At 65.7% G+C, this 12,648-nt stretch carries 10 protein-coding genes and 1 tRNA gene; 2 read left to right on the forward strand and 9 right to left on the reverse strand.

Annotated elements, in window-relative coordinates; all coding sequences use genetic code 11:
- Positions 1-52: 52 nt before the first annotated feature.
- From VKV57_14635 to VKV57_14655, 5 genes are all read right to left on the reverse strand, one after another.
- Positions 53-1,213, reverse strand: coding sequence for a glycosyltransferase (locus VKV57_14635; protein HLW61140.1), 1,161 nt, complete (start codon positions 1,211-1,213; stop codon positions 53-55).
- A gap of 230 nt (positions 1,214-1,443) precedes the next feature.
- Positions 1,444-2,349 carry a hydroxymethylglutaryl-CoA lyase gene (locus VKV57_14640; GenBank protein HLW61141.1) on the reverse strand — a complete coding sequence of 302 codons (906 nt, stop codon included), beginning with the start codon at positions 2,347-2,349 and terminating at the stop codon, positions 1,444-1,446.
- On the reverse strand, positions 2,350-3,549 hold the full coding sequence (locus VKV57_14645; GenBank protein HLW61142.1) for a CoA transferase: 1,200 nt from the start codon (positions 3,547-3,549) through the stop codon (positions 2,350-2,352).
- 5 nt (positions 3,550-3,554) lie between these two features.
- Complete coding sequence (locus tag VKV57_14650; protein ID HLW61143.1) at positions 3,555-4,781, reverse strand: CoA transferase; 1,227 nt, start codon at positions 4,779-4,781, stop codon at positions 3,555-3,557.
- Positions 4,782-4,784: 3 nt separating this feature from the next.
- Positions 4,785-5,564, reverse strand: a complete 780-nt coding sequence (locus VKV57_14655) for an enoyl-CoA hydratase (protein HLW61144.1) — start codon at positions 5,562-5,564, stop codon at positions 4,785-4,787.
- A 198-nt stretch (positions 5,565-5,762) separates the two neighbouring features.
- On the opposite strand from VKV57_14655, the gene VKV57_14660 reads away from it, so the two are divergent.
- Positions 5,763-5,839 (forward strand) — tRNA-Pro (locus VKV57_14660).
- Between the two features lie 256 nt (positions 5,840-6,095).
- Entirely contained in the window at positions 6,096-6,782 is a 687-nt protein-coding gene (locus tag VKV57_14665; protein ID HLW61145.1) for a hypothetical protein, read from the forward strand.
- Positions 6,783-6,981: 199 nt separating this feature from the next.
- On the opposite strand, the gene VKV57_14670 is transcribed toward VKV57_14665, so the two are convergent.
- From VKV57_14670 to VKV57_14685, 4 genes are all read right to left on the reverse strand, one after another.
- Positions 6,982-7,941 (reverse strand): hypothetical protein, encoded by a 960-nt coding sequence (locus VKV57_14670; GenBank protein ID HLW61146.1) that lies wholly within the window; start codon positions 7,939-7,941, stop codon positions 6,982-6,984.
- A gap of 236 nt (positions 7,942-8,177) precedes the next feature.
- Complete coding sequence (locus VKV57_14675) at positions 8,178-9,530, reverse strand: cytochrome C (protein HLW61147.1); 1,353 nt, start codon at positions 9,528-9,530, stop codon at positions 8,178-8,180.
- A gap of 208 nt (positions 9,531-9,738) precedes the next feature.
- A complete protein-coding gene (locus VKV57_14680) occupies positions 9,739-10,197 on the reverse strand; it encodes a sulfocyanin-like copper-binding protein (protein HLW61148.1) in 459 nt (152 codons plus the stop codon).
- A gap of 604 nt (positions 10,198-10,801) precedes the next feature.
- Entirely contained in the window at positions 10,802-11,929 is a 1,128-nt protein-coding gene (locus VKV57_14685) for an MBL fold metallo-hydrolase (GenBank protein ID HLW61149.1), read from the reverse strand.
- Between the last annotated feature and the right edge of the window lie 719 nt (positions 11,930-12,648).

The following is a 12,648-nucleotide window of genomic DNA, read 5'->3' on the forward strand; positions in this document are numbered from 1 at the left end:
TCGGAGCACATTGGATACGATCGCTTCGTTTGGCGTCGACCGTGATCCACGGCTAGGCGGTGGGATGGGCGACCACGCCTCGGCCGGCGAGCATCGCCGCGTAGACCCCGACCAGTTGATCGACAATCCGGTCCTGACTGTATACGGCCGCGGCAGCCTGCCCGCGGGCTCCCCAGGCCCGACGCCGTTCGGGTGCCGCCAGCAGATCGGCGACCGCCCGGCGGATCGCTTCCGGATCCGGCGGCACCACGCGTCCGGTCTCGCCGTCCCGGACAATTTCCTTGGTGGCCCCGCCCTCCACCGCCACCACAGCCCGCCCCGCCGCCATCGCCTCCACGACCGCAAGCCCCAGCGTCTCGGTCTGCGACGGGGAGACGAAGAGATCGCAGGCGAACATGGTATCCACCACGTGCCGGTGGTCCTGGGCACCGGCGAAGACCACCCGTTCCCCCACCCCCAAGCGGTGCGCCTCCGCCTGGAGCTCGGGCCGCTCCGGCCCGTCGCCCACGAGAAGGAGCCACACGTCCTTGGGCAGGCCCGCCGTGGCCTCGAGCAGGAGCGCCACCCCCTTCTCCCGCGCGAGACGCCCCACAAACAGCAGGAGCGGAACGTCCGGTGGAATATGGAACCGCGCCCGCACCCCCTGTGCATCGGGGGCGGCAAATTCCGTCAGGTCGATCCCCGCGCCGGGGAGAACATCGATTTGCGTCCGTACCCCGTAGTGCCGGAGCAGCGTCGTCATGGACGGCACGGAGACGAGCACGCGGTCGCATCGGTTGCAGTACGCGGTCGTGTAGGCGATGATGAACGGTCGGGTCAGCTCGCCGACGAGGGGTGCGTAGTGCGCGTACTCGCCGTAGAGCGTATGGTACGTGAAGACCAGTGGCAGCTTGAAGGCATGGGCAACCCAGGCGCCGAGGCCCCCCAGCAGGAACGGCGAGTGACTGTGAACGAGATCCAGGTGGAGGCTGCGGAGCGTGCGCAGGTGAGCCGCGGAGTACGGGACCGCGAGGGGAAAATCCGGGTGCCCGGGCGGCGCGACCGAAGGGAACCGATACACTTCGGGGTCGGCATCGGTGAATCCGGGATAGGTGGGCGCGAAGATGGCCACGCGGTGCCCCCGCGCCCGCAGCGAGCGGGCGGCGGCTTCCACGGCCCGGACGACCCCGCTCCGGCGCGGCAGGTAGGAATCGGTGAAGAGCCCGATATTCACACCGCACCCCGTTCGGTCGATCGCTGGGCCAGAGAGGGGGACCGGCGGAACGCCCGCGGCTGGCGCGGCCGAGTATCACCAAAGCGCTGCGGCAACATCTGCACCGATGTCCTGCTCCGATGGGCGCTGCGTCGAATTTGCGTCAACGATTCCTTCTCAGGTTCGCGCACGCCCCGAAAAATCCTGCCCGCCCAACCGGCGTCCGCGGCGAGACGGCATCGGCGCGGGCCTCACCCCGTCCCGAGGTGGACGCGGAGCGCGTGGCTGGGTAGATCGGGGGTGATCGCCTCGCGCACCAGGCGCCCGCACTCGAGGAGCGCCTGCTGGTCGATGCCGGTTGCGACGCCCATCGCCTGGAGCATATGGTTGACGTCGTCGGTGGCGATGTTCCCCGTGGCCCCCGGCGCAAACGGACACCCCCCCAACCCACCCACGGCCCCGTCGAACCTGGTCACCCCCGCATCACATCCCGCAAGGACGTTGGCGAGCCCCATCCCACGCGTATCGTGCAGATGCAGCGCGAGGGTGAGGTCGGGATGTTTCTCCGTAAGGCAGGCCACGGTCGAGGCCACCTGGGTTGGGGTCGCCACGCCGATGGTATCCCCCAGGCTGATCGCGCGGAGCTCGAGGGTCCGCGCGTGCTCGACGATCCGGGCGACCGCGTCGAACGGCACGGCGCCGGTGTACGGACAGCCGAAGGCGACGGCGATCCCTACTTCGAGGCTCGCCCCGGGCAGGACGTCGACCCCCTTGGCGATAGCCTCGACATGGGCCAGCGACTCCGCCACGGGCATCCGGACGTTCCGCTCATTGAAGCGATCGGTGGCACCGATCACCACGGTGTAGTGTCGGACCCCGGCGTCCCGCGCCCGCTCGAACCCGCGGAAGTTCGGGATGAGCGCGGAGACCTGGAGGTGAGGAAGCGCGAGGGCGGCGCGGGCGATCGCCTCCGCATCGCCGAACTGCGGGACCGCCCTGGGGGAAACAAAAGACGTGACTTCCATCGCCCGGATCCCCGAGGCGTGCAGCGCGTGGAGCAGACGGACCTTCACGTCCGTCGGCACGACGGCGCCGACGAGCTGGAGGCCGTCGCGCAACCCCACCTCCTTGATCGCGACCTGATGGGGAACGCGCACTCAGATCACCCCGCGCCGGTGAAGCGCGTCGATCTCCGTCCGGGAGAGCCCCAACAGTTCCCCGTAGATCTCTGCGTTGTGCGCGCCCATCGCCGGCCCTGCCCACGCCAGCCTCCCCGGTGTGCGGCTGAACCGAGGAACGACTCCGGGGAGGGCGAGCGGGCCGACGTCCGGATCGTCGACCTCGACGATCATCCCGCGATCGCGGACCTGCGGGTCGCGGCAGATCCCGGCGATGTCGTACGCGGGTCCCGCCGGGACCCCCGCCTCCGCCAAGCGTGCGGTTAACTCGTCCAGCGGAAACTGCTCCGTCCAGGCCGCGACCGCCGCGTCCAGCTCCGCCTGCCGTTCTCCCCTCCCCCGATCGTCGGTGAGCCCGGGATCCTCCGCCCAGTCCGACCGGCCCATCAGCGCGGCGAGCCGGCGGAACACGTTGTCATTGTTCGCTCCGATCACCACGTACTGGCCGTCTTGAGTCGGGTAGATGCCGCTGGGGGCGACCCCGGGAAGCCCGGTGCCGTGGCGCTGCCCGATGATTCCGAGCTTCTGGTACGCCGGCAGGAGGTCGTCGAGCAGGCTGAACGTCGCCTCGGTGAGCGCCACGTCGATCTCCTGCCCGTGCCCGCTCCGGCGGCGTTCCTCAACGGCGGCGAGAGCGGCGACCGCCCCATAGAGCCCGGCGACCGAATCGGCAAGAGCAAATCCGACTCGCGTTGGCGGTCGATCGGGGTACCCGGTGAGGAAGCGCACCCCGGCCATCGCCTCCGCCACCCCGCCGAACCCGGCCCGCTCTCGATAGGGCCCGGTTTGTCCATAGCCGCTGATCCGCACCATGATCAGTCGGGGGCACGCATCCGCCACCTGGGCGTACGCCAACCCCCACCGCTCCAGCACCCCAGGCCGAAAATTCTCCACGACGATGTCGGCCAGACCGTAGAGCCGGCGGGCGAGTTGCTGACCTTCCTCGCGATGCAGATCAAGGGTGATCGCGCGCTTGTTGCGGGAGAGGAGCTTCCAGAGCAGCGAATGCCCCTCTACCTGCGTCCGCCACCCGCGGATGGGATCGCCCCGGCCCGGCTGCTCGACCTTGATCACATCCGCCCCGTAGTCGCCGAGGATCCGGGCGCAGCACGGCCCGGCGATCATGTTTCCGAGATCGAGCACCCGCAGCCCGACGAGCGGACCGGCGCTCTCGAGCACGGCCGTCAGGCCTTCCGCACGTCCCGCGACGAGCGCTGCGGGGGACGCCCGATGACGTGGGCAGCGCGCAGTTCCTCGATGCGCTGATCGGTATACCCGACCTCGCGCAGCACCTCTTCCGTGTGTTCCCCCAACAGCGGCGGGGGCAGCCGGAACGCCCCCGGGGTCTCGGACAATTTCACTGGCATCCCGAGCAGTTTCACCTTGCCGTGAATCGGGTGCGGCATCTCCACCAGCATCTGCTGATCGAGGATCTGGGGGTCGCGAAAGACCTCCGCCAGGTTGTAGATCGGGCCGCAGGCAATACCCCGCTCGTTGAGGAAGGCGACCCACTCCGCCTTGGTTCGCGCCTGAAACGCCGCGTTCAAAATCGGATTCAGTTCCTCCCGGTGCGCGACGCGATCGTTGTTCGTGCGAAACCGGGGATCCTCCAGCAGTTCGGGGTGTCCCAAGGCGTCGCACAACCGCTTCCACATCACCTCGTTGCCGGAGCACAGGTTGAAGGGACCGTCCTGCGCCTGATAGACGCCGAACGGTGACGACAGCGGATGATGGTTTCCGGCCACCCCGGGCGGGGTGTCCGTTTCAAAGTACATCCCGGCGCTCCAGGTGAGCAACGCGACCATGGCGTTGACGATCGCGACCTGGACCTCCTGCCCCTGTCCGGTGCGCTCGCGGGCCAACAACGCAAGCAGGATGCCCCGGCAGGCCGTGGTGGCGCAGGTCAAATCCGCCAGCGCGATGCCGGCGCGGGTCGGACCCGTCGCAGCCTGTCCCGTGATGCTCATGAATCCCGACATCCCCTGCCCGACCTGATCGAAGCCGGGACGCTGACTGTAGGGCCCGGTACTCCCAAACCCGGTGATCCGGCAGTAGACCAATCGCGGATTTTCGCGCCGCAACTTCTCTGCCCCCAACCCGAGTCGCTCCATCACCCCGGGGCGGAAGTTCTCCACCAACACGTCCGCACCACGCGCCAGGCGTTGGACGATTTCCCTGCCGGCCTCGGTTCGAGTGTCGATCGTGATGCTGCGCTTGTTGCGGTTCGCCGCCGCAAAGAAGTAGCTGTTGCCGACCAGATCCTGGCGGAGGCTCTGATAGCGAGAATGGTCCCCGTCGATGGGTTCGACCTTCACGACATCGGCGCCGAAGTCCCCGAGCTCCTGGGTACAGTACGGCCCGGCGAGAAACCGAGTCAGGTCTACCACGCGGATACCGTCGAGCGGACGCATGGACTACCTCCCCTGGAAGCGGGGCCGGCGCTTCTCGAGGAACGCCCGCACCCCCTCGCGATAGTCGTCACTCTCGTATGCTCGCTCGACGAACGCTGCCAGGACCGACTCCGTCATCTCACCCTCGCCGAGGAGATGCTGCAACATCAGCTTTGCACCCCGCTGTGACAACGGGGCCTGCTCCGCCAGATGATGCGCATATTCGTATGTTTGCGATTCCAGCGTGCCGGGGTCGCAGACCCGGTTCACGAGGCCCATGGTTTGAACCTCCTCAACGCCCAGGAGCCGTCCGCTGAATAGGATGTCGCGGGCGTGACTCGGGCCCACGATGCTCGCGAGCCGCCGCGTACTCGCGAGGCCGTAGATGATGCCCAGCCGCGCCGCGGTGATACCGAACCGAGCGGTACGCGCCGCAAACCGCAGATCGCAGGCAAGCGCCACCTCGAGGCCGCCCCCGACGCAGAACCCGTGGATCATCGCGATCGTGGGCCTGGGGAACTCGGCCAGCGATCGATCGGCGGCTTCCACCGTCCGGCTGTACCGCCGCGCCGTCGTGCGATCAGCCCGCACGCGCCCGAACTCCGAAATATCGGCGCCCGAAGCGAACGCCTCTTCGCCGGCGCCCCGGATGACCAGCACGCGGAGGTTCGTATCGACCGCAAGGTCTGCGAGCAGGGATGGGAGCGCCTGCCACATCTCAAAGCTGATCGCGTTTCGCTTCGCCGGTCGGTTGAACACCAGCGTCGTCACAGCACCGCGCTCTGCAACGACCAAATCTTCCATCCGGCACCCTCCGGTTCCTACTCTCCAGGCCATGAGCGTTCGCGCGAGGCGGGAACCGTTCCTTTCCTCCCGTCCGAGTCGGAGGCGTGACGGACGCCCAATCATCACGAAATCGCCCCGGCGACAAATCGGCCGGCCCCTCGGGGCGAGGAGGCTAATTGTCAGACTTCAGGGTGGATGCTACAATGAAGGCCGCGTCGGGGAGTAGCGCAGCTTGGCAGCGCGCAGCGTTCGGGACGCTGAGGCCGAGGGTTCAAATCCCTCCTCCCCGACCATATCGAGTGTCCCTCCGGGATTCTGACTATCGCGTTCCGCCCGAGGGCGCGCGGCACGATGCTTCCGCGGGTGACGACCTGGGTGCCGAGAGCGAGCAAGAGACAGCGCCCGTAACCAAGGCCCAGTGGACACACACAATCCAGAGTCCCACAAAAAAAACAAACCTCGAACGCCCAGATGACGCCTTCGTGTGTCTCCCAACCAGGCCAATTGGGCATAGAAGCGCTAAGCAATTCGTCGGGTTGGGGGCAGTCAGTGGACGCGCGGAACGCGAGGTCTCGAGCGCTGGCGATCATCGGTCTTGTCGGCGTCATCACGTTCGCGGCCGCCGGAGCGCATGCCGCGCTCACGGTGCACGGCGACCTGGCGGCGTGGAAAGAACTCAACGCTGCCTTCAAAAAACTGATGGCGCTCTCCTCGTACCGCGTGACGGTCAAGTCCAGCGGAATGACGTCGACGGTCATAGAGATCGGGGGACCGCATTCGTACCATTTACTCTCCCGCACAATCACCGACACGGGCGTCTGGACGAACGAAGTCTTCGCCGTCGACGGGCAGATCCGGAAACGCACGACAGGCGTGCCCGGCGTCCCCGAGGAGTGGCAATGTCCAACAAGCGCCCCGCCGAAGGGTGCCTCGCTGAAAGGCGTGAATTTCGGCGATCCCTTCGAATCCAAAGCCCTCCACGGCATGGTGGACATGTCGCGTGGGCCGGATACCGTAATCGAAGGGACGTCCGTGCGGACGTATCAATACCTCTTCACTCAATCAGACACTCAATCGGGACAGACGATGAGGACAACAGATATCGTATCCGTGGGCAAGGCAAACGGATTGCCTCGGCGGATCGTCAATGAGGGGGCCAACGGCGATGTCACCGGAATGACGGATTTTGACGATTTCGGCGCGCGCATCGTGATGACGCTGCCGCGGTGCAAGTAGCCCACATCCTGAGCCTCCGCGTGGCCTTGGCTCGTACCCTCCGTCCTGTTGGTTGAGCTCCCGGAGTGGACCCGGAAATCTCTGCCCCGCTTGACCTGATGTGATGCTCTCCCGTTTGGGAAACGATACGGACACCTATTGGGGTTGAAGAAAATCCTCGGCATCACCCCATATGAACGGACGGCTTCTGTGCGCGTACTTAGTGGCTCGCCGGAGGGCGACGACGCAGCGCCGCGGCGAGGCCGTACGCGAGGGTGAGCGCGAGCATGCCCGCGACGATCTCGGGCCAGAGATCCCGAGACACCAGCAACCCATCGAGACGCACCGAGACCGCTGTCCCGGCACGCACGGGACCGCCGGACAATCGAATGTAGGGTCGTCCGCGTTCGGTAATAGAGCCGTTGGCGCGCACGCCAATCCCGGACGCCCGAATGCTGTGATCCACGAGCAGCTCCACGTCCGTCGCGCCGTACGGCAACAACCACCGCAGGGTCGCCGTACGGGTGCGCGGCTCGAACCTGAACGTGTACGCGACCTCCATCGTGCCCGGCAGCACCGGCGTCGCGTCGGTGATCGTCCCGCGCGCCACCTGAGGGTCCCGCCAGCCGCCGACAAATTCTACCGGCTCGGGACCGAGCGGGAGCGGGGACACCTGCGGGAGTGGGAACACGAGGGGATCCGCGTCCGTCGCGACGATGGCGCGGTCGGTCGCATTTTGCAGACGCTGAATGACGCTCACGCGGAGCCCGCGTTGCAGGGGCTCGACGACGGCGAACGCGATGGTTCCATGCAGGGCCGTACGGTCCTCGGTGGACTCGAACACGGACAGCTGCACGTCTCGCGCGGGGACCGCGGGAGTCAAGGCGGCGCGGGCGGTGTACGACACCCCGCCGTATTGAACCTGTACGAGGAACACGCGGATTCCGCCAAGCGGCAGACTGGAAAACGCAAAGCGGCCCTTCGGATCGGTCGTCGTCCCCCGTGTCGAGGTGGAACCGCGCTCGACGATCTCGAGGTTCACCCGCTGCCCGGCGACCGGATGCACCGGGGGCGTATCATCGAGCACCACGCCGCGGATCTCGCCGGTCGCGCTTGTTGCCGCTGCGGCTGCGTCGAACGCCCCTATGCTTGTGCCGAGGGCCGCACACACAAGGAGCACCGCTCCCCCAGCCCTCCGTGAAGATGACCTTACCGCTTCCAGACCTCGGTGGGGGGCGCCAGCGTGTCGACCTTCCTCCGACGGGCAGGACGCGCTCGGCCGTCGAGCGATGTCCAGGCTATGACCTCATCGCACGACCACGGCGGCGAGTCGGAAAACCGGAACCTCCCCACCGAGGCCTTCGTCACCGACGCCGCTGCGTCGCCACGCATCCCCTCGTACCCGGACACGAGACGCTAGAACGCCCACCAGGTGAACAAGAGAAGCGTGTTGTTGTCGCTGGCGTTGCGTCCATTTCCATCGTAGTTTGTCGTCCCACCGTTGAACTGTAAGTAGTAGGTGTATTGCAGTCCGACCCGCACATTGAGCCATGGAAAACCCGCGTGTTCATTATCGCTGCCGAACGGCGTCCAATCGATTTGAGCAATGATGGCCTGTGAGTTCGGACTGCCGCTCGCGCTCCCCGTCATCGGCGCGGGAGCAAAGAGGGTCGAATCATTGCTTCCGGAGATGCCGCTGTACGCGAGCGTCAGTCCGTACGTATCGTGCCAGTAATAGGAGGCGGCGAGGCGAAATTGCGTCAGGGAGTTTGACGCATTGCTTGACAGACCCGCGGCGAAGGACGCGCCCAGGTTTTGCGTCTCGAACAGGATGTTGCTGGTGATGGCGAGGACGTCCGGTCCGAACCGCCGCTGGTAGGTGGCGTCGAGCCCCCAATCGGTGTACTGATTTTGCGCCGAGGGGCTGAGTGCGCCCGGGATCTGCTGGAGAGGGATATTCATCCACACCCCGCCGACTTCGAAGAAGTTATTGCCCCACGTGTGCTGGTCGGCGAGCCGGAAATACGGGGCGCCGCCGCTAATGGTGCCAAGGCTCGGGGCGGCGATGTTCATGCTGCTGAGCAGGTTGGCGCTCCATGTTTGGTAGAGGCCGACTTCGGCAAAGATTGAGTTATCGTACAAACCCGACAGGCTGAGCCCGTAGACCGAAGTGCCGAGCGCGCTGATCGCCGGGCTCGCAGCCGGCGTGGGTCCGACGAACGGCGTGAGATACGGGAACTGGAAGCCATTGTAGAGGGTGTTGTAGGGATCGCCTCCCGACGGCTGATTGGCGAGATCGAACCCGAGCAAGAGCGAGTGATCCCCGAACGTGAGATTTTTCGTGATCGCGAGGTCCGACGTAGCCTCAGATGAGACCAACGATCCCCCTGGAACGGCAAGGAAGCCCACTTGCTCAAATCCACCGATGCCAAAGTTGTCGCCGAAGGAATACCCCCCCGCGATGAAGAGGGACGTTCCACTTCCGAGAATATTGAAAAAATTGTTCGTGCCGTAGCCCGCGGGCGCCGTCGGTTGGTCCCTCGCATCGGTCTGGAAGCTCGGTGAAACCACGAGATTGACGGGAATATGCGACCACGGGCCGGTGCCCCCAGCGAGGGTATAGCCGTTGGCTCTGAAAGAGATACCGAAAGGGGTGAGTTGAGGCCCGAATCCGCCGACATGGCAGGCGCTGCATGGCGCACCCGTTTGCCCGGAGAAACTCGGCAGTGCATCGGCAGGTCGGACCGCTGGGTATGCCACCACGAGCATCAGGGCGCCCAGGAGACCCGTGAGCAGATAGACGGACGGACGCAGAATGCTCGTGCGTACCGCTTTCGGTTCCGGAAGGACCTCTCCCCCTCCAGACCTGCTCCTCACGCGGTTCCCCCCTTCGGCGGTGTGCCTCCGCTCATGACCGAAATGCTCCCGACCAGGCCTGCCTTCTCACCCGCACCCGCGCCGGGGCAGACTGGCCGCGCTACTTTACGGTAAACGTCACCGCGTCCGCCGGGGCCGCGCTCGGTGCGTCGGCCGTCGCCGAAACGATCAGGTTGGCCCACTGTCCGACGGGCGCGTGCCCTTGGACGCCGCAGACAAACTCGTACGATCCGGCCTTGCTGGCCTCGAACGTGATCGTCTCCTTGGCACCCTTGGACAACCCCGCGCTATAATCCGATGTGGTCGCACCCGAAAACACCGGGGCGGCCGCCTCCGGATGCTGGTGCCCGCCGGCGGGCAACACGGCCAAACTGTGATTCAACGCTCCGGCGTTCTCAAAGTGCACTACAACCTCCCACCCGGCGGGGACAGTGATCGTCAGGGCTCCACGATTGAGCCCATTGAAGTTCATGGTCTTATTGCTCTTATTCTCACCCGCGGTGATCGCAAATTCGACCGAGTGCTTCGCCGCGCCCCGGACCGACGCCTGAGGGGCCATCACGATGACTGTTGCTGCGAGCGCCCCGACCGTTAACCCCCGAAGCGCCCTTACAATAACCGGGGCTACTCTGTGTTCCTGCGTCACATCAACACCTCCACGCGAGTTCACCGGAACTTTTCGTGTCGAAGTAAGCCGGTCCTGCCTCCTCCAATCATAAGATGGAGGGCAAATCCACACCATCCGGCCATGAACCGATTTGGGGCTTCCAGCCTTGTGCCTTGTTCCGCGAGCCCTGGGGGACGGCTTTCTGACAGAAGCATGGCTTCACCGGAACGGCTCTGACACGCGCCGAAGCGGCGTTATGGAACGGGGGGGCAAAACCCGAGGCAACGAGCGGTACCCGCATGCGGCGAGGGCTGCCCGAGGATACGCCAGGGGGGCCATATCCCTCCTCCCCAACCAAAGCCGACTCGGAGAACACAAATTGTCCCCCTCGTGCTTGGGTGCGCATACCACGGGCTCCGGGTGATCCTTCCAGGGGCAGGCGCTCAATACAACGTGGGATAGGAGTTGGTCGCCGCGTCGGATCGGTGGACCCGAGAGGGACCGGCGGCCTAGGCCGCGTCAGCCGGGCTCGGGTCGATGCCCGACGGGTAGACGGTCAGGAGTCGGTCGGCGCCCCGGTCCCGCCCGCGTGCGTCCACTCGGACTCGACGACGCGCGGCTTCCCGTGCCCCTGCTCGCTGACGACCTTTCTGCCCGACCTTCGCCAGGCGGCCGTGCCGCCGCGCACGTTCGTGACCTGAGCATAACCCATCTGCCGCAGGAACTGTGAGGCGCGCAGGGACCGCATACCGCTCTCGCAAATCACGAACACCGGCCGGTCCCGCGGAATCTCAGCCAGCCGCGTCGCCAGTTCGGCCTGCGGAAGGCTCACGGCGCCCGGAACATGATCGTACGCGTATTCTTCGGGCTCGCGCACGTCCAGGAGGACGGCATCCGCCTGCACGCCGTCAAGTTTTTCGACATCCGCTTCCTTGACCGCCGGCAGGCTGGTAAGCATCGCCCAGGCAGCGTCGGCCCGGCCGCGGTTTGTCGCTTCGATCGCGACCATGTTGAGGGGCCGCGCCGGGACGCTTCCCGCTAGCGTTGAGATGAACTCGGGGCGGCCGAGGCGCAGCAGCGGGTTGAAGAGCCGCTCGAACCCAATCGTCGTGCTCGGACGGCCGCACATGCCCTTACCGCATGGTCCTTCAAAGTGACCCGGGAACACCGCCACCCAATCGGGCAGCCGGAGCAGGCGCGTCACGCTCTCATACTGCACGGTGGCGTCGCCGCCGCCGAAGTCCGGGCGGCCCACGTCGCCCACGAGCAGGGAGTCGCCGGTCAACACCATGGACGGCTCCGGGCTGCGAGGCGGGTTAATGACCAACACCGAGACCAACTCCGGCCGGTGTCCCGGAACATGGAGAACCCGCAGACGGAGCTGCCCGAGGGGCAGCTCTTCACCGTCCCTGACCCCCCGGAACGGATAGGTGACCGCCGCCGACTCATGCAGGCACAGTTCCGCACCGTGCTTCGCCGCCAGGCGGCGCGCACCGGACACATGGTCGGCATGAACATGCGTGTCGATCACATACTTCAGGCGGAACTCTCGTTCCTTGAGTAACTCGTCGTACTGGTCGGTTTCCATCGCGGCGTCGACAACGGCGGCCTCATGGGACTGACGGGATGCGATCAGGTACGAGGCGCACCCACACCGCTCGTTGAGGAATTGTTTGAAGTACATGCAACACCCTCCGTTCGGCGCTCCCTACCAGAATATTCCGTCTGTCGTCGTCTACGTTCGCGAAGGGGGGTCTGCGGTCCTTGGCGCAGCCGTCGGTCCCGTTTGGTGCGACGCCAACCGTCATTCCGGTTGCGGCATCGGACCAATCACAGTTTGCCGTTCGGCAGGAAGACCTTACCGAACACCGTGAAGCACATTGGCGTGACGGACGACGAACGACTTCATGACATAGTCGAGAAACTGTCCCGCTGGAGGTACTTGTCTCGGTATCCGGAAGCCGAGCGCGATATGGCCTGGTTGCTTGAAAAACTGGACCAACGGAATACCTACCTCGCTGGACTCGAGGCAAAACTCCGACGAGACGAGTGGATCTCATTGCTCCCTTGAACGGCCGACGAAAGGATCTGAGAACTTCAGGCGGCGCCGGGACGGCAAAGCACAAGGGAGGCGGCGCCGGCGTCAACGGAGGGGCCCACGCGCTACAGAGTGTGAACGCCCGTGGCGGAAGGGCGGCTTGCTTCCCCACTTGTGGGAATTTCTCGAGGCAACGTGTGCCTGTCCTCGAGGGAGGCGGCGGCCTAGAATGTCCTGTTTGGATGTAGTGTTGACACTGATGGAGGTCTCCTCATGAAAAGAGGGTCACGCCTCTGCCTCCGAAATCTCCAACCGAGGGCTCGCAACCTTCGGAAGGGGGGAGACAGGCATGACCCTCGAGGACA

It is taken from the genome of bacterium (assembly GCA_035307765.1).
In the GTDB taxonomy this organism is placed as follows: domain Bacteria; phylum Sysuimicrobiota; class Sysuimicrobiia; order Sysuimicrobiales; family Segetimicrobiaceae; genus Segetimicrobium.

Bases quoted from the DNA above. Each gene is read 5' to 3' on its own strand.
- VKV57_14685 (HLW61149.1), bottom strand. From the start codon at position 11,929: ATGTACTTCAAACAATTCCTCAACGAGCGGTGTGGGTGCGCCTCGTAC.
- VKV57_14680 (HLW61148.1), bottom strand. From the start codon at position 10,197: ATGGCCCCTCAGGCGTCGGTCCGGGGCGCGGCGAAGCACTCGGTCGAA.
- VKV57_14675 (HLW61147.1), bottom strand. From the start codon at position 9,530: ATGCTCGTGGTGGCATACCCAGCGGTCCGACCTGCCGATGCACTGCCG.
- VKV57_14650 (HLW61143.1), bottom strand. From the start codon at position 4,781: ATGCGTCCGCTCGACGGTATCCGCGTGGTAGACCTGACTCGGTTTCTC.
- VKV57_14655 (HLW61144.1), bottom strand. From the start codon at position 5,564: ATGGAAGATTTGGTCGTTGCAGAGCGCGGTGCTGTGACGACGCTGGTG.